This is a genomic window from Solidesulfovibrio aerotolerans (assembly GCF_009856865.1).
Lineage (GTDB): Bacteria > Desulfobacterota > Desulfovibrionia > Desulfovibrionales > Desulfovibrionaceae > Solidesulfovibrio > Solidesulfovibrio aerotolerans.
Map to the genome: position 1 here is coordinate 132,728 of NZ_WVUD01000005.1, position 23,190 is coordinate 155,917.

General features: G+C 62.7%; 22 protein-coding genes. 14 read left to right on the forward strand and 8 right to left on the reverse strand.

The genetic code is table 11. The annotated features are described in order from the left end of the window. Positions 1–36: 36 nt before the first annotated feature. The 4 genes from GTA51_RS05100 to GTA51_RS05115 form a co-directional block, all read right to left on the reverse strand. Positions 37–2,178 carry an MBL fold metallo-hydrolase gene (locus GTA51_RS05100; RefSeq protein ID WP_160959241.1) on the reverse strand — a complete coding sequence of 714 codons (2,142 nt, stop codon included), beginning with the start codon at positions 2,176–2,178 and terminating at the stop codon, positions 37–39. Between the two features lie 63 nt (positions 2,179–2,241). Then, entirely contained in the window at positions 2,242–2,832 is a 591-nt protein-coding gene (locus GTA51_RS05105; RefSeq protein ID WP_160959242.1) for a GDSL-type esterase/lipase family protein, read from the reverse strand. A 200-nt stretch (positions 2,833–3,032) separates the two neighbouring features. Continuing rightward, positions 3,033–3,506: a pyridoxamine 5'-phosphate oxidase family protein gene (locus GTA51_RS05110; protein ID WP_160959244.1), complete on the reverse strand. Its 474-nt coding sequence runs from the start codon at positions 3,504–3,506 to the stop codon at positions 3,033–3,035. Between the two features lie 39 nt (positions 3,507–3,545). Next, on the reverse strand, positions 3,546–4,241 hold the full coding sequence (locus GTA51_RS05115; protein ID WP_160959245.1) for a type 1 glutamine amidotransferase: 696 nt from the start codon (positions 4,239–4,241) through the stop codon (positions 3,546–3,548). A 206-nt stretch (positions 4,242–4,447) separates the two neighbouring features. Here GTA51_RS05115 and GTA51_RS05120 point away from each other — a divergent pair, with 206 nt between their 5' ends. Beyond that, positions 4,448–5,755 (forward strand): O-acetylhomoserine aminocarboxypropyltransferase/cysteine synthase family protein, encoded by a 1,308-nt coding sequence (locus GTA51_RS05120; protein ID WP_160959247.1) that lies wholly within the window; start codon positions 4,448–4,450, stop codon positions 5,753–5,755. A gap of 110 nt (positions 5,756–5,865) precedes the next feature. On the opposite strand, the gene GTA51_RS05125 is transcribed toward GTA51_RS05120, so the two are convergent. Both GTA51_RS05125 and GTA51_RS05130 read right to left on the reverse strand, forming a co-directional pair. After that, positions 5,866–7,974, reverse strand: coding sequence for a molybdopterin-containing oxidoreductase family protein (locus GTA51_RS05125; RefSeq protein ID WP_160959248.1), 2,109 nt, complete (start codon positions 7,972–7,974; stop codon positions 5,866–5,868). A gap of 121 nt (positions 7,975–8,095) precedes the next feature. After that, positions 8,096–8,524: an anthrone oxygenase family protein gene (locus GTA51_RS05130; RefSeq protein WP_160959250.1), complete on the reverse strand. Its 429-nt coding sequence runs from the start codon at positions 8,522–8,524 to the stop codon at positions 8,096–8,098. A gap of 192 nt (positions 8,525–8,716) precedes the next feature. On the opposite strand from GTA51_RS05130, the gene GTA51_RS05135 reads away from it, so the two are divergent. The 12 genes from GTA51_RS05135 (at position 8,717) to GTA51_RS21380 (ending at position 21,463) form a co-directional block, all read left to right on the forward strand. Then, entirely contained in the window at positions 8,717–9,451 is a 735-nt protein-coding gene (locus GTA51_RS05135) for a TIGR04283 family arsenosugar biosynthesis glycosyltransferase (protein ID WP_160959252.1), read from the forward strand. Next, the gene (locus GTA51_RS05140; protein ID WP_160959253.1) at positions 9,448–10,122 is read left to right on the forward strand and encodes a TIGR04282 family arsenosugar biosynthesis glycosyltransferase; all 675 of its coding nucleotides are present in this window, start codon (positions 9,448–9,450) and stop codon (positions 10,120–10,122) included. The genes GTA51_RS05135 and GTA51_RS05140 overlap by 4 nt, the downstream gene beginning before the upstream one ends. Before the next feature lie 45 nt (positions 10,123–10,167). Further along, complete coding sequence (locus GTA51_RS05145; RefSeq protein WP_246197983.1) at positions 10,168–10,956, forward strand: PTS system mannose/fructose/sorbose family transporter subunit IID; 789 nt, start codon at positions 10,168–10,170, stop codon at positions 10,954–10,956. Between the two features lie 70 nt (positions 10,957–11,026). Further along, positions 11,027–11,335, forward strand: a complete 309-nt coding sequence (locus GTA51_RS05150) for an HPr family phosphocarrier protein (RefSeq protein ID WP_246197984.1) — start codon at positions 11,027–11,029, stop codon at positions 11,333–11,335. Positions 11,336–11,519: 184 nt separating this feature from the next. Then, the gene (gene ptsP / locus GTA51_RS05155) at positions 11,520–13,301 is read left to right on the forward strand and encodes a phosphoenolpyruvate--protein phosphotransferase (protein WP_160959277.1); all 1,782 of its coding nucleotides are present in this window, start codon (positions 11,520–11,522) and stop codon (positions 13,299–13,301) included. A 138-nt stretch (positions 13,302–13,439) separates the two neighbouring features. Then, a complete protein-coding gene (gene smpB, locus GTA51_RS05160) occupies positions 13,440–13,904 on the forward strand; it encodes an SsrA-binding protein SmpB (RefSeq protein WP_160959256.1) in 465 nt (154 codons plus the stop codon). A gap of 60 nt (positions 13,905–13,964) precedes the next feature. Further along, positions 13,965–14,480 (forward strand): hypothetical protein, encoded by a 516-nt coding sequence (locus GTA51_RS05165; protein ID WP_160959258.1) that lies wholly within the window; start codon positions 13,965–13,967, stop codon positions 14,478–14,480. Between the two features lie 4 nt (positions 14,481–14,484). Continuing rightward, the gene (locus tag GTA51_RS05170; RefSeq protein ID WP_160959260.1) at positions 14,485–15,873 is read left to right on the forward strand and encodes an FAD-binding oxidoreductase; all 1,389 of its coding nucleotides are present in this window, start codon (positions 14,485–14,487) and stop codon (positions 15,871–15,873) included. 2 nt (positions 15,874–15,875) lie between these two features. Further along, entirely contained in the window at positions 15,876–17,063 is a 1,188-nt protein-coding gene (locus tag GTA51_RS05175) for a (Fe-S)-binding protein (RefSeq protein ID WP_160959261.1), read from the forward strand. Between the two features lie 75 nt (positions 17,064–17,138). Then, positions 17,139–19,655: a preprotein translocase subunit SecA gene (gene secA / locus GTA51_RS05180; protein WP_160959263.1), complete on the forward strand. Its 2,517-nt coding sequence runs from the start codon at positions 17,139–17,141 to the stop codon at positions 19,653–19,655. A gap of 178 nt (positions 19,656–19,833) precedes the next feature. Continuing rightward, complete coding sequence (gene motA, locus GTA51_RS05185; RefSeq protein ID WP_160959265.1) at positions 19,834–20,688, forward strand: flagellar motor stator protein MotA; 855 nt, start codon at positions 19,834–19,836, stop codon at positions 20,686–20,688. After that, a complete protein-coding gene (locus GTA51_RS21380; RefSeq protein ID WP_160959266.1) occupies positions 20,675–21,463 on the forward strand; it encodes an OmpA family protein in 789 nt (262 codons plus the stop codon). Before motA ends, GTA51_RS21380 begins: the two co-directional genes overlap by 14 nt. 181 nt (positions 21,464–21,644) lie before the next feature. Here GTA51_RS21380 and GTA51_RS05195 read toward each other — a convergent pair whose 3' ends face one another. Both GTA51_RS05195 and GTA51_RS05200 read right to left on the reverse strand, forming a co-directional pair. After that, positions 21,645–21,956, reverse strand: coding sequence for a hypothetical protein (locus GTA51_RS05195; RefSeq protein WP_160959268.1), 312 nt, complete (start codon positions 21,954–21,956; stop codon positions 21,645–21,647). Between the two features lie 111 nt (positions 21,957–22,067). Next, positions 22,068–22,580 (reverse strand): hypothetical protein, encoded by a 513-nt coding sequence (locus GTA51_RS05200; RefSeq protein WP_160959270.1) that lies wholly within the window; start codon positions 22,578–22,580, stop codon positions 22,068–22,070. Between the two features lie 278 nt (positions 22,581–22,858). On the opposite strand from GTA51_RS05200, the gene GTA51_RS05205 reads away from it, so the two are divergent. Further along, a partial coding sequence (locus GTA51_RS05205) for a lysozyme inhibitor LprI family protein (RefSeq protein ID WP_343039471.1) occupies positions 22,859–23,190 on the forward strand: 332 nt, incomplete at its 3' end.

Genomic DNA, 23,190 nt, shown 5'->3' on the forward strand with positions numbered 1-23,190 from the left:
CGTCTGACAAACAAAACCGCTTATCAATCTACAAATCTATGCCTTGCCTTTGAAGTACAAGTCCTCTCTACTCTGAAGCTTCAGACTAAACATCTGACACTTCAAACCAAACTGACTATCCGTACACTTTGATTCGCTTTTATAATAATAAAACGTGTCATTGACTTGCTTAAACCGAACCCCACTAGCACTTTGGAATGCTTGAGTAACCACACAATATATCTTGTCATCTATAATATCATATATAAGCGGAGTATCTGCTGGCAACACAACAGGACATTCACTACGTCCCTCAAAAAAATTACTAACAACTTCCTGCAACATCTTCATTAAATCACTGCGGAATCCTATTAATTCCTCGCCAAATTCTGAAATAAATACTATTTTTGGGTTAATTTCAGCGATCAAACGAATCACCCCCAACACCCCAAGATGATTTGGATAGAAGATCTCCTCCCATTCCGTGTCTATTTTAGAAGTAATTTCTTCTGGCTTTATTGACCCCAAATGCGGGATCAATAGATCAACATTTTTTCCCAAAGACCCGTACAAACGAAATATCTCATCCTTTGTAACGTCGGCAACCGTCGCTTCTTTTTTTGCACCAACTTTCTTTTTTATCTGGGGGAATAATCCAGTATCAGACGTAAATAAAATATTTTTTTTCTTTCCATTCAGAACAGGCACGGATATATGCAGCCCAAGCGCGTATTTCTTTGTAATCAACTCATCATGATATGCAGGTAACGGGCAAACAACAACGCCATTGGCAAGCGTATACTTCACAAAAGGTGTCATTACACAGACTTGATTGATATAATCACTTCCCCTCAAATCAATTAGACCAGAAAATTTCTTCATCGCGCCAACATTAAGGTATATATCAATCTTCTTATACTTTTCCATCCCCATCTTTAACTCATTTGCCTGATTATATTCATAAACAAGCGTTAACAGGGATTCAAAATCATTTGTATGATCACTGTGTGCATGGGTCATCACAATCGCATCAATATCACACAGCATTCCGCCGGCCTGACTAAAATTCTCAATAAAATTGTGACCAGGATCTATGACCACCGCCCGCCCTTGGTGATAAATGACATACCCCCCCCCCACATATCTTTCTTCATTTATTGACGGAATTGTTGGCGTATATGAGTTCCATCTTCTCAACGTCAATAGCAAGGAACGGTCACACTGAACATTAGATGACAAGCCCAAAAAATCCTTAAGTCTATCTTCGGAAGCAACCATTTTCTTACCAAACTCACATATCTCTTTAGCAAAACGCTCCTGGGTCTTCCGCACAAGGCCCCGCAAAGCTTCAATACTTGTTTCACCCGCCACAATCGTTGGATCAATATCTCGAAGAATATCTTCGAATTTCAAACCGAGATTAGATGAAATATATTCTAAAATCTGTTGAAAATCTTTATTCCGCGAATCTAACACCAGTGCCTTCTTGATTAATCCAAGAGCTTTCTGCATATCACCCAAATTAACACAAGAAACTGCATAGCACCTATAAGTATAAGCATCGCCTTCATTCACATGTAAGGATTTTTCAAACCACTTAACTGCCTTATCTTCTTTTCCTTTGCGCGAAAAAAATACACCTATTTCTCGCATTGCATTAAATTCCTTGTCATTTATGCTCAATGCCTTAACAAACCACTTCAGTGACTCTAAATCTTTTCCGTTTTCGCCCAAGGACACTCCCAATTGAGTCATTGCATGGCTATCTGTATTGTTCAAAGCAATCGCCTTCAAGAAAAATTCTCGCGCCTGATCGATATGACCCTGGATCGACAATATAACGGCGACACCAACCATCGCCTTACTGTAGCTATGGTCTTCGGCGAGAACTTTATTAAACAAATCCATTGCATTTTCATTTTCGCCTTGGTCAAAAAAAGCAATTGCGCGATTACATACTATAAAGATATCATGCGGCAATGCCTCGTATGCCTTCTGCAATAATTCAATGCTTTTGCATTCATTTCTGTTTATATAGTTCTCATACTCACTTTGAAAATAAAGGCTATACCCCACAACATCTACTGATTCTTTCAACGCTGTTTTCAACAGCTGCAATCCTTCTTCATTCTTGCCATAGTAAAATGCTGAATCGATTTTTTGACCCAACTCCCGCAAAGTATCAATAGGATTGATCATATAACCTCTATATTTTTCGCCAAAATAAAAAAAATGGAAAATTGTCAAGCCAATAAATATAGATCATACAAACCAAGCCAGCCAGGCGTCCCAGGCCGCCACCCGGGCAGCGAAGGCGGCGTAGCCCTCGGCCCCGGGATGGTAGCCGTCGCCGGAGGCCACCAGACTGTCCAGATAGGCCCGCTCCCGGCACAGCGGCCGGCACATTTCCAGATAGCCCACGCCCATCTCGGCGCAGACGCCGGCAAAGACGTCGGAAAGTTCCTCAATGCGGCAGCGGTAGGCGTCGTCCAACACCGGCGGCGGCCCGACCACCAGCGTCGGACACAGGGCCGTCGCGCGGCTGGCGATGTCGAAGAGATTGTCCACAGACTCGGCCAGCTCGACCTTGCGCCGGCCGTTCTCGATTTTGGCGTCGTTGACGCCAAAGGACAGCACGATCCGGGCCTCGTCGCGGGGCAGCAGACGCGGCGGCAGTTCGCGCCCGAGGCGGGCCTTGAGGTGACGGCTGGTTTCCGAGCGCACGCCAAGGTTATAGAGTGTCAGCCCCAGCCCGGCAGCCGGCGAAGCGGCGCACAGCCGTCCGGGCCAACCGAGATACTGCGGATCGCCAACGCCCACCGTCAGGGAATCGCCGACGAAAACGATGCGCATGTCGTCCTCCTCCAGCCGGCCCGTGTGCCAGCCAACGTCCATAACCCCTTAAAATACTTCTCCCGCCAAGGGGGTCCGGCCAGTGTGCCAGCCAACGCCCAGAACCCCTTGAAAACTTTTCCCGTCGGGGGGTCCGGGGGGATCATCCCCCCGGCCGCCGGAGGCCTCTTCTGCCTTCTCTTCTCACACTTCCTCGAAATCTATCCCCATTCGCCGTGGGGCGGGTTGGCTTTGCCGGACATGGATACGATGTCGATGCGCACCACCACCGTTGCGGCCAGGGACTCGGGCTTGAATCCCTCGGTCGGGCCGCCGTGGCGGCGCATGATGACGCGCATGCCGATCAGCTTCTCTGCCTCGTCCTCGAGGATGACCGCCGTGCCGAAACCGATGACCGACTTGTAGTTGGTGGTCCAATCGCAGGGGCGTTCGCCGGTGACGATCTCCACATCGCTGTCCACTTCAAAGCAGACGTTGGGACACTGGCGCAGGATTTCCATTTTCTTGCCCTTTTTGGACGAGTGGAAATAGATGTGCCCGGCTTCATACCCCATGTTGACCGGCACAACATACGGCCATTTGCCGTCGTACAGGCCCAGACGGCAGATCTGCGTCTGCATGAGCAACTGTTCCAGCACCGATTTGTCGGTGATTTCCCGTTCTCTTCTCCGCATGGCCCACTCCTTTGCCCGCTCGGGCAACTTGTCGCCGCGTCAGGCCCCGGCCAGGGCGTCGAGGAATTGATAGGTCAGCGCCTTGATATCTTTAAAGACCTCCCGCCCGGCATGCATCTGTTTGGGATGATGCACGGTGGGACCGGGCTGGGCCACGTCTTCGGCGCAGTATTTGATCAGCCGCTGCATGCCAACAGGCGTGGTCTCCAGATGGTATTGCAGCCCGACAACCTTGCCCTTGTAGACAAAGGCCTGATTGGGGCAGGCGGCTGACGAGGCGGCCTGGACTGCTCCGGGCGGAATCGTGAACGTGTCGCCGTGCCAGTGGAAGGCGTAATAGGACTCCGGGAAGCCGGCAAAAACCGGCTCGGCCAGACCCTCCGGGGTCATGGTCACCTTGAACCAGCCGACCTCCGGCACGGGATTGCGCGATACCGACCCGCCAAGGACCACCGCCAGCAACTGCGCGCCCAGGCACACGCCAAGGACGGCCTTATCGGCTGCAATGGCTGCGGCAATGGCCTTTTTCTCGTCGGCCAGCCAGGGATATTCCTTCTCGTCATACGCGCCCATGGGGCCGCCCATGACCACGAGCAGATCATAGTCAGCCGGCGGCGGCGGCGTCTCGTCGGCAAAAAAGCTGGTGGTCGTGACTGCATGACCGCGCTCGGCGGCCCACAGGCCGATGGAGCCGACATCTTCAAAGGGAACATGATAGAATGCGTGCAAGCGCATGGGGCAACCTCCGGTCAGACAAAGGACAAATCCGGCCCGCACGGCCGAACGTCGCATGGTGGATTTCGGACCCGGCCTTGTCAAGAACCAAGGTGCACCAGGGCCGGGACACGTCACTTTGCTCTTTCCTACCGGGGCGGTCCGGTATATACGAGCATCATGCCCGATCCCCTCGGGCCGGACCGTCAAACAGCGAGGCGACGCCTATGCCCAAGAGCCCTTGGCAGGCCCAGACCCTGGCCCTGCATGCCGGCCACACCCCGGATTCCGACACCCTCTCCCGGGCTGTGCCCATCCACCAGACCACCAGCTATCTTTTTCGCGACCCCGAACACGCCGCCGACCTCTTTGCCCTCAAGCAGGCCGGCTATATTTACACGCGCCTGGGCAACCCTACCACCGATGTGCTGGAACGCCGGCTGGCCGCCCTGCACGGGGCCTCGGCCTGCGTGTGCACGGCCTCGGGCATGTCGGCCATCTTTTACGCCGTGGCCGCCATCACTAGGACCGGGCAAAACATCGTTTCGGGGCTGAATCTCTACGGCGGCACCCATACGCTGTTTGAACACACCCTCAAACGCTTCGGCATCGAGGTGCGCTTCGTCGATTCTTCCGATCCGGCCAACTTCGCCGCCGCAATCGACGACAATACGCGCCTCGTCTACACCGAATCCATTGGCAATCCGCGCTGCAACGTCGATGATCTGCCGGCCATCGCCAAGGTGGCCCACGACGCCGGACTGCCCTTTATCATCGACAACACCGTGGCCGCGCCGCCGATTTTAAATCCCTTCGACGTCGGGGCCGATATCGCGGTCTATTCCCTGACCAAGATCATCGGCGGCCACGGCACGGCCATCGGCGGGGCCATCGTCGAGGCTGGCGGCTTCGACTGGTCGGCCGGGGGCAAATTCCCGGAAATCACCGCCCCGGACCCCACCTACCACGGAGCCAATTTCTGGGAGATGCTGTGCACCCTGGAAGGCACGCCCTGCTCGGCCTTTTGCACCAAGGTGCGCACCGGGCTTATGCGCGATATCGGGGCCACGCCTTCGCCCTTTAACAGCTTTTTGGTCATCCAGGGCGTGGAGACGCTGCCGCTGCGGGCCAAGGCCCATTGCGCCAACGCCCAGAAAGTGGCCGAGTTCTTGGAAGCCCACCCGGCCGTCACCTGGGTCAACTACGCCGGCCTGCCGAGCCATACGGACCACGCCCGGGCCAAGGCGCTCTTCCCCATCGGCCCCGGCGCGGTGTTCGGTTTCGGCGTCAAAGGCGGCATCCCCGCCGGCAAGAAGTTTATTAGCTCGGTCAAACTCTGCTCGCATCTGGCCAACATCTTAGACGCCAAGACGCTGGTCATCCACCCGGCCAGCACCACCCATTCCCAGCTCACCCCGGCCGAACAGCTCGAAGCGGGCGTCACACCCGACATGGTGCGCATTTCAGTAGGTATCGAGGACGTGGAAGATATCATTGCCGACCTGGATCAGGCCTTGCGGGCGGCGGGCGAGTAAGCGAGGAGAGGAGGAGGCAGAAGAGGCCTCCGGCGGCCGGGGGGGATAATCCCCCCCGGACCCCCTTTATTGAAGAAATTTTTCAAATTCATCTTTACGCATATGGCACCTCACTCCTTCTCCACCGCACACAAAAGCCCCCGCAACTGATACGAGCCAAAGGCCGGATCGTAGGGCGGGCCGGCGTTGGTCAGGACATTGGCATTGGATTCCAGCGCCCCGAAATCGCCCGCGCCGCGCTCCGGGAACCACCAGCCATGGTCGATGCTCGCCACCCCTTCCATGATGTCGGGCGTGACGCGCACCCGCATCCGAATGCTGCCGCGCGGACTCGATACCCGCGCCCAATCGCCGTCGGCCACACCGCACTGCGCCGCCGTCGCCGGCCCAAGCTCCACCAGCGGCTCGGGCCGCCGGGCGCGCAAAAATGCAATTTGCCGGCCCTCGCTGTGGAAAAATTCCCGCCGCCGCGCCCCGGTGGTGAGGATAAGCGGAAACGCCCGCGCCACCTCCGGCGTCGCCACCGGACTTTCCGGCGGCTCGCGGTAGCTGGGCAGCGGATCATAGCCCAGCCGCGCCAGCGGCTTGGAAAAAAGCTCCACCTTGCGCGACGGCGTGCGAAAGCCCTTTTCCAGATAGCGCCGGTAAGCCGGCGCTGCCAGCACCATGCCCTGCTCGGCCAGCTCGGCAAAGGTAACCCCGGCCGGACGCAATCGGGCATCGAAAATCGACTCCAGCGGTTCGTCGGCCCCGGCCAGCCCCAGCCGGGCCGCCAGATCATTTAAAATATGCTCGATCTGGCGGCACTGGCCGGTCTGCACCAGCTTGCGATGGGCGCAGACCCCGCGCGGGGCAACCAGCGGCAGCTCAATCACACCGTCGATCTCCGGCCACATGGCCCCGGGCAGCACGTAATCGGCCAGGGCGGCCGTGGGCGTCAGGAAATGGTCCGTAACCACCAGCAGATCCAGGGCGTTAAGCGACTCCAGCACGGCCCGGGAATCGGCCACCGTGGCCAGCGGATTGTTGCCAAAGAGCAGCAGCGCCCGCACCCGGTAGGGGTCGCCCGTGCGCATGGCCGCAAAAAGTCCCGGGATGTGGGCCGAAGGCATAAAGGCCCGAAAGCCGCCCAAAAGCTTAAATTGCTGCGCCCCGATGCGCCGGATCAGGGCCTCGGCCGGCAACTCCTGGCGCAGGACCGGATACGCGCCGAGAAGGTCATGGCCGAACACGTCGCCGCCCGGCACGTCGAGGTTGCCGGTCAGGCCGCGCAAAATCGCCACCGCCCGCACCGTCTGCAGGCTGTTGGGATTCTGCTCCAGCGACACGCCCCAATCGAGGATGGACGGCCGATCCAGGGCGTAGCGCCGGGCCGCTTCCAACATCGCCGCCGCCGGAACGCCGGTTACGGCCTCGGCCCAGGCCGGGGTGTACGGGTCAACGGCCGCGCGCAATTCTTCAAAGCCCGTGGTCTGCTGCTCCACGAAGTCCCGGTCGTACCAGCCCTCTTCAATAATCGCCCGGATCATGGCCAGAGCCAGCCCCGCGTCGGTTCCCGGGCGGATCGGCAGCCACAGGCCGCAGCGTTTGGCCGTCTCGCTGCGCCTGGGGTCCACGGCAATGCCAAAGGCCCCGGCGGCCAACGCGCGTTTGACCGGGAACGAGAGTTCGCCGTCCGGCCCGGATACCAGCGGATTGTGGCCCCAAAAAAGAATGGTGCGCGGCGGCGTGTCGCCGTAGTAATCCCCGGCCACAAAGCCGCCGTAGGTCAGATTGGAAACGGTTATGCGCGGGATAAAGCAATTGGCCAGCCCCGGCTCGTACCAGTTGGGCGTGCCGAAAGTGTTGGCAAAGCGGATGACGTGGAAATAATGCGGCCGGCCGGTGCCCTGGCCCAGGGCCACGGACTCCGGGCCGGTCTCGCGGCGAAAGCCGTCCAACCGGGCCGCGATGTCGCCCAACGCCTCGTCCCAGGAAACCGGCGCAAAACGCCCGCTGCCCCGCTCGCCCACCCGCTTAAGCGGCACGGTCAACCGATCCGGGTGAGAGAGCATGGCCGGAATCGACAAGCCCTTGACGCACATCTGCCCCAGATTAAACGGCGAGCCCAAACCCGGCCGCACCCGCATCACCCGCCCATCTGCCACCGTCACCCGGGCGGCGCAGCCGCCATGGCAGCCGCGACAAACGCTGGCGTGCTCGCCGTCGCAGATGGTCATAAAAGAATGCCTCCGGCGGCCGGGGGGATGATCCCCCCGGACCCCCCGACGGGAAAAGTTATTTGGGGGGGTGGGGTTATGGCAGGGGGCGGGGGCATGGCTTGCTGTGGGGGTATTGCTATCAGGAGATGGCTAGAAAGAAGCAGACCACGGCCAGAAATCCCAGGCCGGTGCGCGCGGTATGGAGCAGATTCCATTTCTCCAGCAGCGCCCGGATGCCTGCGTCGGCCGTGTCCGGGTCGGCGGCCAGGAGTTTGTGGTTGAGCGGCATGATAAACCGGTAGGTCACCACCCAATTGGCGATGGAGAACAAAGCGCCGGTGATGTAGAGCGCCTTGCCGGCCCAGTAGGCGGCCATAAGGCCAAAGAAAAAGCCGCCCATGGCCAGACCCGCCTGCATCCAACGCGCCCGGGGATAGCTCGCCTGCCACTGGGCCAACATCTCGCCGTCCAGAAGGACTCGCCGGGCCGGATGCTCGACAAGATTGATATACAGGGCCGCGCCGGTAAAGGCGGCCATGATCGCCAGGGCAATGGCTCCGAATTCCATAACAATGACCTCCACTGGCCTTCTTTAACCCCGAACATGGCCGCATATTCGGATTCAAGCACGAAGACCATATCCTCTGCGAGCTGTTCGCGGCCGTTGTCGGCAGGCCAGGCCGCAAGAGCCTCCACCCTAGCGGTTTGCCGAAAAAAAATCTATGCACGGCCCAAGCAACCGCCCCACCAAGAGGCCGCCATGTCGCCGTCGCGCTCCCTGCAACCATTCTTCTCCGTCGTCGTCCCGGTGCTGGGCGAAGCCGGGCGCATAAACGCCCTGGTGGACAACGTGCGGACCGCCGGCTACGGGCTGCCGCTCGAAATCATCGTCGTGGACGGCGACCCGGCCGGCACTACCATCCGGGCCATCGACCGTCCGGGCGTCACCGGCCTCACCGCCCCGCCGGGCCGGGGCCGGCAGCAAAACGCCGGGGCAGCGGCGGCCTCGGGCGAAGCCCTGCTGTTCCTGCACGCCGACACCCGTCTGCCGGCCGGAGCCTTCCAGGCCGCCGCCGCGCTGCTGGAGGACCGGGCCGAGCTCGGGGCCTTTTCCCTGGCCATCCGCGCAAGCCAGCCGCTGCTGCGGCTCATTGCCGCCGGGGCCACCTGGCGCTCGCGGTTTTTTTCCCTGCCCTATGGCGATCAGGCCCTGTTTATGCGCCGGGATCTGTTCGAGGCCCTGGGCGGTTTCGCCGACATCCCGGTCATGGAGGACGTGGAACTGGTGCGCGCCCTGCGCCGGGCCGGCGGCCGGGTGGCTATCCTGCCCTCCTGCGTCGTCACCTCGGCCAGACGCTGGCAGGCCGGGGGCATCCTGCGCACCACCCTGCGCAATCTGCTTCTGCTGCTCCTTTTTTCCCTGGGCGTTTCGCCGGCGCGGCTGGCCCGCCACTATCCGCCGCTGCCCGGATCATCCCCCGGGGAGCCGTCATGACGCTGCCCGCCCTGCTGCTCCTGGTCAAGGCCCCGCTGCCCGGGCTGGTCAAGACCCGCCTGGCCGCAACCCTTGGCGACGCCGTTGCCCTGGCCGCCTACCGGGCCATGGTGGCCAATGTCCTGGCCGCTGCCGACGCTTCGGGCTTGCCCACGACCCTTTTCTATGCCCCGGCCAACGCACTGGAGCAGGTCACCGCACTGTGCGGCCGCCAGCGTCGCTACCTGCCCCAATCCGGCGACGATCTCGGCGCGCGCATGGACGCAGCCCTGGCCCGGGCCTTTGCCGACGGGGCCGAGGCGGCGCTGCTCATCGGGTCCGATCTGCCGCTGCTGACTGGCCGCCTGCTGTGTCAGGCAGCGGCGCTGCTGGCCGAAAACCAGGCCGTTCTTGGGCCGGCCGACGATGGCGGCTATTATCTGATCGGTTTTACCCGGGCCGGCTATCTGCCCGACGTTTTTCGCGCTATGCCCTGGAGCACGCCGGCCGTGGCCGCTTTGACCCTGGCCCGACTGGCCGACGCCGGCCGGGCCACGGCCCTGTTGCCGCCCCTGCCCGATTGCGACGTGGCCGCTGATCTCACCCGTCTGGCCGGTGCGCCGTTGCGGGAACGGCTGGCCGGCACGCCGTTTGGCCGGTTTCTGGCTTTGGGGCCGCCCCGGGACGTTTGACCAAAAGCCCGGCTGCGGGTAAGACTTGCGGGAAAATCTGACGCGATGCCGCAGCAACGCGGCGGCAAGGCGAGGGGAGCGTTGGGGACGCCAAGCGGTGAATTGCGGGTCAGGACGCTTGTGTCCTGTTTTCTGCGCTGCTATCTCGTGGGGGCCGCCTACAACACCCGTGGACTCCAGCACGTGGGGCTGGCCTTTGCCATGGAGCCGGGGCTTATCGCCCTGTATCCCGACGCGACCGAGCGCGACGAGGTCTTTGCCCGCTATTTAAAGCTCTACAACACCCATTTTTTCTGGACGCCGCTGCTCGTTGGCCTGTTCCTCTCACTGGAGGAAAAAATCGCCCAGGGACTGGCACCGGCGGAAATGCTTGACAACGTCAAGACCACAACGGCATTCACCCTCTCCGCCATCGGTGATACGTTTTTTTCGGCCAGCATCATGGGCCTGTGGGGCCTCTCGGCCGCCTGTCTGGCCGCCAGCGGCCGGTACGGCCTGCTGCTGGGCACAGCCGCCGGGCTTTTTCTGGCGGTCCAGATTTTTAAGGCCGTCACCTTTCACAAGGGCTATCGTGAAGGGTTTGCGGTGCTGCGCCGGCTCAAGCGCTGGGATCTGGTCAATCTGGGCCGGCGGGTCAAGTTGCTCAACGCCGTGCTGCTGCCCCTGTTCTGGATTCTGGCCCGCCCCCGGGGCGGTCCGGGAGCTTTGGCCGACGCCGCGCTGATCGGCATTCTGGCCGCCTGGGCCGCCACGCGACCGTCGGTGGCCCGGGAAATCGCCTTGCTGGCCCTGGCCGGCAGCTGGATTTTTGTCCGTTCCATGTGGCCGGCCTGACGGCCGGCAAAACCGCCCGGCAACCACGCCGGGACAACCGCCGATACGGTGGACGATGACCGAGCCATCCATGCAAGCCCCGACCACGGGCGTCGATGATATCCTGGCCGCAAACGACGGCTACCGCCTGCGCGTGCGCGTGCTCAACGAACAGGGTCTGCACGCCCGGCCGGCCGCCAGACTGTCCCAGGAAGCCCAGAAATTTGGCTGTTCCATCCATCTGCGCCATGACGGCGAGGCCGTGGACGCCAAGAGCATTCTGGACATCCTGACCATGGCCGCCGGCCACGGCAGCGAACTGGAACTCCATGCCGACGGTCCCGACGCCCTGGAAGCCCTGCGCCATCTGCGCGCCCTGTTTCACAACCGCTTCCGCTAGGCAGTGTCGCCGTCGTGAAATCCGTGTAAAGGCAGGTGCAGCCAAGCGCTCAGAAAAGGGCCGCGCCCGCGCAAAAGGCCCCGGCCCTTTTAAAAAGCACCTCCAGGGCCGCCCGCCAACCTCAACCCCCACGCGTCCCGGACCGCCCAGACAGCCCGTGCGCGACGCCAAGGACCAGCCCGACATGGCAACCCTCAAAGGCATTCCCGTCTCGGCCGGCATCTCCATCGGACGGGCCTTTTTCCTCAACCGTTCCGGGGCCGGTCCCCTGCCCCGCCAGACCCTGCCCGAAGCCCTGGTCGGGCCGGAACTGGCCCGGCTGGACCGGGCCTTTGAGCAGTTCGGCCTGGAAATCGAGCAGGCCAGGGAGCGCATCCCGGCGGAATTGCGCGAACACGCCCTGATCCTCGATTCCCATATGATGATCCTCAAAGACCCCAAGCTTTCCGGGGTCGCCAAGCGCTATGTGCAAAGCCTTGGCATCAACGCCGAATGGGCCTTGGACAAGGCCGTGGCCGATCTGGAAAAGGCCTTTGAGGCTCTGGACGACCCCTATTTCCGCGACCGCATCCAGGATGTGCGCACGGTGGCCGGCCGGGTCCAGGCCCGTCTGGCCGGCCAGACCGCCGAGACCCGGGCCATCGAAAGCCGGGTGGTGCTCATGGCCCACGACGTCTCCCCGGCCGACACCGCGAGTTTGCAAACCGATAAGATCATGGCCCTGGTCACGGTCCAGGGCGGCAAGACCTCCCATACCGGCATCCTGGCCCGCACCCTTGGCATCCCGGCCGTGGTCGGGGTGACCCAGCTTGAGCGCGAGGTGCGCGACGGTGATCTGGTGGTGGTGGACGGGCTGCGCGGCGTGGTGGTGCTCTCCCCGTCCGAAGACGAACTGGCCCGGCTCTCCGATCTCAAATACCAGTTTGAGGCCTATCAGGCCGGCATCATGCGCGGCTGCCATCTGCCCGGGGAAACCATCGACGGCTATCGCCTGAAGGTCAAAGCCAACATCGAGATGCTCGACGAGGTGCCCACAGTCGTTACGAACGGCGGCGAGGGCATTGGCCTGTATCGCACCGAATATTCCTACATGAACCGGGCCAAGCTCCCCACAGAGGACGAATTATACCAGGAATACCTGGATCTTGCCACCATCATGTCGCCCCGGCGCGTGACGCTGCGCACCCTCGACGCCGGAGCCGACAAGTTCGTCAGCACCCTGGGGGCGCTGGATGAGCGCAATCCGGCCCTGGGCCTTCGGGCCATCCGGTTGTGCATGCACCACCCCGATATCTTTAAGACCCAGTTGCGGGCCATCCTGCGGGCCTCGGTCGCCGGCAACATCTCGGTGATGTTTCCCATGATCTCCGGGCTGCGCGAAATCCGCCAGGCCAAGGCCATGCTGGCCGAGGCCCGGGCCGAACTGCGCCAGGAAGGCCAGCGCTTTGACACCGAACTGCCCGTCGGCATCATGATGGAGCTGCCCTCGGCCGTCATGATCGCCGAAGTACTGGCCCGGGAAGTCGATTTCTTCAGCATCGGCACCAACGACCTCATCCAGTATTCCCTGGGCATCGACCGCACCAACCGCTACGTGTCGCACATGTACCAGCCCCTGCACCCGGCCGTGGTGCGCAGCATCAAGCACGTGGTGGACGCGGCCCATCAGGCCGGCATCGAAGTGAGCCTGTGCGGCGAGATGGCCTCCGATCCTTTTTGCGTGCCCATCCTCATGGGCATGCAGATCGATTGCATAAGCTTGACTCCCCAGGCCATCCCCGGCATCAAGCGCATCATTCGCCAGGCCACCATGGACGATTGCAAAATCCTGCTTAAATTGGTCCTGGAAAGCCCGTCCGTGACCAGGACCAACGCCCTGGTCCAGGAAACCATCTTCCGGCAGTTTCCGGACGAGTTGATGTTTTATTCCTCCCTGCTCGACCGGGAGGAGACCCCGACCCATTGACCGCCCCGGCCGCCGGGCCGTATCAACGGCCCAAGGGCTGCGCCACAAGGCGGCAGTGACGCCGCCGCCCGCCCGGGGCAAGCCCTTCTGGCGCGCATTTGACGCGAAACGGGCGCGGTTTGACCACTAAAGGATGTCATGGCAGCGAAAGAATCGGGCGAAAAACTCATCGCCCTCAATAAAAAAGCCCGCCACCTCTACGAATTTCTCGAAAAATTCGAAGCAGGCATGGTGCTGGTCGGCTCCGAGCTGAAATCGCTTCGGGCCGGGCATGTCAGCTACAAGGACGGCTACGTCAAGTTCCAGGACGGCGAGGCGTTTTTGATCGGCGTGCATATCGCGCCCTATGCCAACGCCGGGGATCTCGGCCACGAGCCGGAACGGCCGCGCAAGCTGCTGCTGCACGCCGGGGAAATCCACAACCTGCGCACCAAGGTGGAGCAAAAGGGGCTGACCGTGGTCCCGTTGCGGATGTATTTTAAAAACGGTCGGGCCAAGGTGGAAATCGCCCTGGTCCGGGGCAAAAAGACGTATGACCGCCGCGACGACCTCAAATCCCGGGATCTCGATCGCGACGCGGCCCGGGAATTGGCCCGGCATTAGGGACGCGGTCCCGGGCGCGCCTGCGCGCCGCTCACGGCAAACCGCTGGAAGGAACCACTCATGGCCCGCAAATACCACGCCCTTCTCCTCATTCTCGTCCTCGCCATCGTCTTTGCCGGCGCGGCGACGGCCCGGGCCGCCGAGGCCGACGAACGCGTGGAGGCTTTTCTCGATGAAACGGCTGCCCTCTTCGGACCCTCGGAAGCCGAAGTCGTGCGCCGCCTCGGCCCGCCCAGGGACCGTCAGGCCGTGCCCTTTACCAGCCCCCACGATGACAAACCCTACGAGATCATCACGCTCACCTACGAAGGCCTGACCGTGTCGCTGTACAGCATGGAAGAAGGCCAGCGCCAGTTCTACCACCAGATCCGTATTTACGGCGCGCCGGCCTGCTTTGCCCGCAAAATCTGCCGGGGCACCCCCAAGGAACGCCTGACCAACGCCATCGGCACCCCCGAGGAAGTGGAAGACAACATCTGGCGCTATTCCGACATGAGCGGCTACAACGAACTGGCGTTTACCTTTGACGCGGCCGGAGCCGTGGACACCCTGACCTGGACCGCCGAGGCCGATTGACCCCATGAGCCAAGCCCACGTTCTTTCCGGCGCGGCCCGCCGTTTTCTGGAAAAGCACTTCCCCGGCGACGCCGCCGCCTTTACCCCCGAGGAAATGTTCGTCTACGGAACCGACGCCTCCCGTCGCCACGCCATGCCAACGGCGGTGGTGCGCCCATCAACCGTTGGGCAGATCCAGGAACTGCTGGCCTTTGCCCAGGCCAATCGCCTGCCCATCGTGGCCCGCGGGCGCGGCACCAACACCGTGGGCGACTGCGTGCCGGCATCCGGCGGCATTGTCGTGTCCATGGCCAGAATGAACCGCATCCTGGAAATCGATCCCGACGACTTTGTGGCCGTGGTCGAACCCGGTCTGGTCACCGGCGATCTGCAGGCCGCCCTGGCCAAGCAGCGCCTTTTTTACGCCCCTGATCCGGCCAGCGTGAAATTTTCAAGCCTGGGCGGCAACGCCAACACCTGCGCCGGCGGCATGCGGGCCGTCAAATACGGCGTCACCCGCGACCATATCCTGGGCCTTGAGGCCGTTATCCCGGGCGGCGAACTGGTGCATTGCGGCGGGCGCACCCACAAAAACGTGGTGGGCCTCGACCTGACGCGGCTCTTCGTCGGCTCCGAGGGCACCCTAGGCGTTATGACCAAACTAACGCTCAAGCTCCTGCCCCTGCCCGCCGCCACCGCCACCCTGGCCCTGGCCTTTGCCGACGTGGATACGGCGCTGACGGCCGCCGCCAGCGTGTTTGCGGCCGGCATCCTGCCCCAGGCCCTGGAATTTATGGCCCGGGAAGCCCTGGCCGCCGTGGCCGGAATCAGCACCGTGCCCTGGCCCGCCGGGGCCGGGGCGGTCCTTCTTATCCGGGTGGACGGCTCCGCCGAGGCCGTGGCCGCCGATATCCGGCTGGTGGAAACGGCTGTCCAATCGGCCGCCCCCCTGTGGCGTCAGGCCGCTGTCAGCCACGACGACGAGGAGGCGCTCTGGGAACCGAGACGCCTTTTAAACCCGGCTTCCTTCAAGGTCGCCCCGGACAAGATCAGTGACGACGTCACCGTGCCGCGCGGCCGCCTGCGCCAGGCCGCTGCCGGCATTGCCGCCACGGCCGGGGAACTGGGCCTTAAAATCCTGTTGTTCGGGCATATCGGCGACGGCAACCTCCACGTCAACATCATGCATGATGCCGCCGACAGCCACGAACGCGCCCGGGCGCAAACCGCCCGGGAACGCATCCTGGCCCTGTGCCTGTCCTTGCGCGGAACGCTGTCCGGCGAACACGGCGTGGGGCTGGCCAAGCTGCCCTTTCTCGACCAGCAGCTTTCGCCGGTCGAACGCGCCCTTATGGCCCGGGTCAAGGCCGCCTTCGATCCCCACGGCATCATGAATCCCGGGAAGGCCTACTAGCCATGGCCACGCCGCTGACCCCCATCCACTGTCTGCACGGCCAGGGCCGCCGCCCGGAATGCATTCTGTGCGGCCGTTGCCTGTCCGTGTGCCCGCTGTTTGCCGCCACCGGCCGCGAGGAGCTCTCCCCGCGCGCCAAATTTTTCCTGGCCCGGGCCGTGGCCGAAGGCCGGGCCGAGCTCTCGGCCACGGCCGCCGAGCTCTTGGCCACCATGTGCCTGTCTTGCGGGCGCTGCGAAAACGCCTGTCCCTTGGGCCTTTGCGGGCCGGATCTGGTGGCCGAGCTGCGGGCGGCCCATCCTGGCTTTGCCGGTTTTCTCTGGAAGCTGTGGATCGAACGGGCCGGGCTTATGTGGCCGCTGGCCCGCACCCTGACGCGCTTATTGCCGGGCAGCGTGCCCATCGAGGCCGTGGGCCGGGCCAAGGGCGCCCTGGCCGCCATGGGCTCGGGCGACGCCCCCGCCCCCTGGCTCGCCCCCCGCACCTTTGACACCCGCCGGCGCGGCCAAAAGGCCGTGCTCTTTGCCGGCTGCGTGGCTGAACACGCCAATCCGGCCTGGAAGGTCTCGGCTGTGCGCCTGCTGGCCGGTCTGGGCCTTGAGATCCTGCCCGACCCGGGGTTTACCTGCTGCGGCTGCACCCTGGGCCATTCCGGCGCGCCCGAAGCCCAGGCCGCCATGCAGCAGCAAAATATCGAAGCCTGGCGCACGGCCGGCCGGCCGCTGCTGGTGACCTTTTGCGCCACCTGCCGCTGCGGCCTGCGCGCCTATGCCCGCAAAGACCTGGGCCTGACCATGGACGAAATCGGCCTGTGGCGGGATCAGCTCGTGTCCCTGGCCGATTTGCTGGGTGACACCAGCTTTGACATCGGTCCTGGCGCCCCCCCGGCCGTGCGCTACCACCGCCCCTGCCACGGGGCCGGCGGCAACCAGGATCTGGCTTTTTTGCGCCGGGCCATGGGCGAGCGCCTCATTTTTAACGAAAACGAAACCCCCTGCTGCGGCTTCGGGGGCCTGACCAAACTGACCTCGCCGGACCTCTCCGACGCCGTGGCCGCCATGGCCCTGGCCATCTACGCCCCCAAACCCGGGGAGCAGATTGTCACCGGCTGTTCGGGCTGCGTCACCCAGTTGCGCGCCGCCGCCCCGGCTGGCGTTGTCGTCGGCCATTGGCTGGAGTTGATCGGCTAACGGCCGCCCCGCCGCAATCCAAGACAGATTTCGAGGCAGCCATACGCCGCCTCGCACCCATAAGGAGTCCCGCTTATGCTCAAAGCCATTGCCCGAAAGGTGTTCGGGTCGCGAAACGAACGCTATTTGAAAGGCCTTCGCCCCATTGTCGAGGCGATCAACGCCTTCGAGCCCCAGGTCAAGGCCCTTGACGACGAGGCCATGCGCGCCCGCGTCGCCGAATTGCGCCAGGAAGTGGCCGCCGGCAAAACCCTGGACGAGATCCTGCCCGAAGTCTTCGCCATCGTGCGCGAAGCCTCGGTGCGCTCGCTGGGCATGCGCCACTACGACGTCCAGCTCATCGGCGGAGCCACCCTGCACCAGGGGAAAATCGCCGAGATGAAGACTGGTGAAGGCAAAACCCTGGTCGCCACCCTGCCGGTGGTCTTAAACGCCCTGTCCGGCAAGGGCGTGCATCTGATTACCGTCAACGACTATCTGGCCCGGCGCGACGCGGCCTGGATGGGCAAGCTCTACAGCTTTTTGGGCCTGTCCGTTGGCGTCATTCTCCACGGCCTCACCGACGAGGAACGGCAAGTCGCCTACGGCGCGGACATCACCTACGGCACCAACAACGAGTTCGGTTTTGACTATCTGCGCGATAACATGAAGTTCTACCAGGAACAGCTCGTGCAGCGGCCGCTCAATTTTGCCATCGTCGATGAAGTGGACTCCATCCTCATCGACGAAGCCCGCACGCCGCTGATCATTTCCGGCCACGCCGAGGATTCCTCGGTGCTCTACGCCCGGGTCAATGCGCTCATTCCCATGCTGCACCGCGAAACCCACTTCACCGTGGACGAAAAAGCCCGCACCGTCCTTTTGACCGACGAAGGCGTGGCCCGCATGGAAGATGTGCTCAAGGTCGAAAACCTCTTCGACGCCGCCAACATCACCCTGCAGCACCACGTGCTCCAGGCCCTTAAAGCCCATCACATCTTCCAGCGCGACGTGGATTACGTGGTGAAAGACGGCCAGGTCGTCATCGTCGATGAGTTCACCGGCCGGCTCATGCCCGGACGGCGCTACTCCGACGGCCTGCACCAGGCCCTGGAGGCCAAGGAACTGGTCCAGGTCGAGGCCGAAAACCAGACACTGGCCACCATCACCTTCCAGAACTATTTTCGCATGTACAAAAAACTCTCCGGCATGACCGGCACGGCCGACACCGAAGCCGTGGAGTTCCGCGAAATCTACGATCTGGAAGTCCTCTCCATCCCGACCAACCAGCCCATGGTGCGCAAGGATTTCCCGGATCTGGTCTATAAGACCCAGCGCGAGAAATTTGAGGCCATTGCAGCCGACGTCAAAGAACTGCACAAGCTCGGCCAGCCGGTGCTGGTCGGCACGGTGTCCATTGAAAAATCCGAACTGCTCTCGGAGATGCTCAAAAAGACCGGCGTGCCCCATGACGTCTTAAACGCCAAGAACCACGAGAAAGAAGCCGAGATCGTGGCCCAGGCCGGCCATGCCGCCAAGGTCACCATCGCCACCAACATGGCCGGGCGCGGCACCGACATCGTGCTCGGACCCGGCGTCGTCGAGCTTGGCGGCCTGCATATTCTGGGCACCGAGCGCCACGAATCCCGGCGCATCGACAACCAGTTGCGCGGCCGCTCCGGCCGCCAGGGCGATCCCGGTTCCTCGCGCTTTTATCTGGCCCTTGATGACGACCTCATGCGCCTTTTCGGCTCCGACCGCTTAAAGGGCCTCATGGACAAGCTGGGCATGGAAGACGGCGAGCCCATCGAGAACCGCATGGTCTCGCGCGCCATCGAAAACGCCCAGAAACGGGTGGAAGCCCACAACTTCGACATCCGCAAACAGCTCCTGGAATACGACAACGTCATGAACCAGCAGCGCGAGGTCATCTACTCCCGCCGCCGCGAACTCATGGCCACCACCGATCCCGAAGTCTTTGTCATGGAACACATCGAAGACATCGTGGACGAGATCTTTGCCCCCCTGGAAGCGGCCAAGGGCACGCCCGACCCGGAACTGATGGAAGTGGCCGCCGCTCAGATCGAGGACATCCTCGACCACAAGGTCATCCTGACCACCGGCGACGCGACCGAAAAAGAAGCCGTGCTCGCCGCCGTCAAGGGCCGCCAGCGCGAACTGGCCGACACGGCCGGGGCGCATTACAAGGAAGTGGCCCGCTATTTCCTCCTCGACACCCTGGACCGCCACTGGAAAGAGCATCTGCTCTCCATGGACCATCTGCGCGACGGCATCGGCCTTCGCGGCTACGGCCAGAAAGATCCCAAGCAGGAATACAAGCGCGAAGGCTTTGAGCTGTTCCAGCAACTCATCTACAGCATGCGCGACGCCGCCATCCGGGCCATGTCCCGGGTGCGCATCCGGGCCGAGGTCCAGGAGCAGGAGTTCCAGCACAAGGACGAAACGGCCAATGTGCAGTATTCCGGGCCGGCCGAAAGCCCGGACGAGGCCAAAAAGGAACCCAAGCGGCGTGAGGCGCCCAAAGTCGGGCGCAACGACCCCTGCCCTTGCGGCTCGGGCAAAAAGTATAAAAAGTGCCACGGCGCGAAGTAGCCTGAAGAGTCACGGGGCGGGAGCGAAAACGTTGCCGCCCCTTGCCCGGAGGCCTGGATTTTTCTACACCAGGAAATCAGGCGCACAAGGCGCGTTCCTTTGACACGATCCGGCGGGTGGACAATCCCCCTGCCAACGATTCCCGGGCAGCCGCCATGGCGCGCCCGTACGGTGGGCCATGTTCGCGATAATCGGCATTGTGGTGGTTCTTGGCTGCGTCTTCGGCGGCTTCATGCTGGAAGGCGGCCATATGGGCGTGCTGTTCCAGCCCATCGAACTGCTCATCATCGGCGGAGCGGCCCTTGGCTCCTTTTTCATCTCCGCGCCCAAGTCCATTGCCCTGGGCACCTTTAAACACATCATGCACGTCTTTACCGGCAAGGAACCCTCGGCCGGCGACTATCTTGATCTGCTCACACTCCTGTTTGAATTGATCAACATCGCCCGCCGCGACGGCATCGTGGCCCTTGAGCCCCACGTCTCCAAACCGGCCCAGTCCGCCACCCTCAACAAATATCCGGCCATCGCCAAAAACAAGCAGCTCGCCTATTTCATCTGCGACAACATCAAGTGCCTGCTGTCCGAGGGCATCGACGCCCACCGCTACGACGACCTCATGCGCACCGACATCGCCACCATGCACCACCACGCCATGATCGCCCCCGGGGCCGTGACCAAGATCGCCGACGCTTTGCCTGGCCTTGGCATCGTGGCTGCCGTACTGGGCATCGTTTTGACCATGGGCAAGATCAACGAGCCGCCGGAAGTGCTTGGCCACAGTATCGGCGCGGCGCTGGTCGGCACGTTTCTCGGCATTCTCTTAAGCTACGGCTTTGTCGGCCCCATGGCCGTAAACCTGGAATACCAGGCCAAGGCCCAGCAGCACATGCTGCATGTGGTCAAGGAAGTCCTGGCCGCCTTCAACTCCGGCTTTTCGCCGCTTTTGTCCGTGGAAATGGGCCGTCGGGCCATCCCCGACGACGTGCGGCCGAGCATGGAAGATATGGAAGGAGGGCTGCGTGGGAAAAAATGACGGCAAGACCGTTGTTATCTATCGCGAATCCGACGAAGGCCACGGCGGCCATCACGGCGGCTCGTGGAAGGTGGCCTACGCCGACTTCGTGACGGCCATGATGGCTTTTTTTCTGCTCTTGTGGCTGGTGGTGTCGCTCAAACCCTCGCGCAAGCAGGAGCTGTCCCTGGTCTTTCAGGACAAGAACGTGGCCTCCAAGGAAAAAGTCCAGAACCTGGAAAAAGTCCCCACCTTCATCAGTCCCGACGCCATCAAAGGCAGCCCGGAATTCAAGCTGAACCAGGAAAACAAGCTCAAATACGAAGTCGCCATCCTGATCAAGGAGCTCATCACCTCGGATCTGGACGTCAAAAAGAACTCCGGGGTCAGCAACGACTCCTCGGGTGTTTTGATGCAGATCAACAACTCGGTGATGTTTAAGCCCGGCGTAGCGGAACTGACCCCGGCCGCCCAGAAGATGCTCGACGGAGTGGCCAAGATCCTGCGCGATTTCAAGATCAATCTCACCGTGCGCGGCCACGCCGACGATGATGAAAAAGGCAGTGCCTACCCGTCCAAATGGGAGCTTTCAGCCGCCCGGGCCGCTGCCGCCGTGCGCTATCTGGCCGAAAAGACAGGCATCCCCACCACCCGCCTGCGGGCCGTGGGGCTGGCCGACAGCCAGCCGCTGGTGCCGCCGACCTCGGCCGAAAACAAGGCCCGCAACCGGCGCATCGAATTTTTCTACACCAGCCCGGACATGCGGCCGGCCGAACGCTCCCAGGACGGTCCGTAAGGCCGTCCGGTAGCCTGACGGCCCAGAAGGCGTCCGTTTGCTTGTTGCTGGCAGAGGTCGTCCGGCAGTCTGGTGGCGGCCCATAAGCCGGCCGTCAGCCTCGCGACGGGCCGTTGCCGATCGCAAATGCACAAACCGCCGCTCCTGCCCAGGCAGGAACGGCGGTTTGTTTTTGTCTCGGCTACGGTCCGATGTAGATCGGCGGCAGATTGAGCTGGATGCCCGGGGCCGGGCGGGGAACCCGGCGGCAGGCTCCGGCCTCCCAGAAGGTACCCGGCGGACAGACCGGCGGCGCGTAGGGATAATAGCCCGGTGCATACGGATAATACCCCGGCGGCGGCGGTGGCGGCAGATAGGGAATCGGCATGCAGCCGCGCGGGCCATCCCAGAAATAGCCCGGCGGGCACGGCCCGCGCGCTTCGGCCTCGCCCGCAACGACCACGGCGGCCAGCAGGAAGCCGGCCAGCAAGCCCAGACAGAGCAGTTTTTTCATGATCCTTCTCCTGGCTTGAGGGAGGCCGGACACTGCGGCGCAACCCCTCATCTGCCCTTGTGGCACACCTGCGCGGCCCTTGGCAAGAAGGCCCGATAAGGACTCGCCCGATCAGGCCGGGCCTTTGCCGAGGCTAATCTGGCGGATGATGGCGGCCAGCCGCTCCAGGGCGGCGTCAAAGGCGTCACGGCTTTTCGTCTCGCCCCGCACATAGGCGGCCAGGGCAGCCACGGCCTCGCCCTCGACCTGGTAAAATCCGATCAAAAGCCCCAGATCGCGCCGCTCCTCCGGCCCCAGCCGGTTCATGAGCCGATCCTTGAAGGCAGTCTGGACCAACTCGGCATACCGGCCCATGTCGGCCAGGGTCTGCCCGACCGCTTCCCGGGTCGCCAACCGCTTGTCGTAGCGCGCGGCCAACCCGGCCAGGGCCTCATGGCCCAGCAGCAGCCCCTGCCCGGCCAGCATGCCAATGGTGTGGAGCATCGCCTCGCGCGAGGCATCCTTGGCCGGCGGCGGCTGGGCCAGAGCCGCTGTTGCAGACCACAGCAGGCTCAGGGCCAGCACACCGCCGCACATCCGCCGCGTCAACCGCATCGGGGCCTCCTGGGAAATCGTTCGCCGCATGCCCCTATCCTGCCGCAACCCAAAGGCAACGACAAGCCCTACAGCCAAAGACCTGTCTGCTGTGCCCCGAAACCCGTTGACGGCGCTGCCGCCGCCCGCCACAAAAGCAGGAGGCACCGCGCTGCCGGCCCTCCCGCCCGCGCCCGGCCCACAGCTTCTCCTGTGCCTGACACTGGCGCCCAGCTTGGCCGTTTTGCCTGCGCCCGGCCCACCGCCCCCCTGTGCCTGCTGTTGGCACACAACGCGCCCGGCCCCACCCTGCCCCCAAGGAGCCTTCCATGACCATGCGCCACCTTCTCCTGCTGCTCGCCTGCGGCCTGCTCCTGGCCTCCCCGGCTCGCGCCGCCGGCATCGATTGCGCCAAGGCCAAGACCCCGGTCGAACTGCGTATTTGCGCTGATCCCGACCTTGTGGCGGCGGATGCGGCCGTGGCCGAGGCCTTTGCCGCTGCCGTGGCCGCAGCCCAAGATCCGGCCGCCGTGCGCGCCTCCCAACGCCAATGGCTGGCGGCGCGAAACGCCTGTCCTGACGCCGCCTGCCTGCGGAGCAGCCAGGCCGAGCGGCGCGCGGCCCTGGTCGCCCTGGCGGCCGCGCCCGCCCCCTCCGCGCC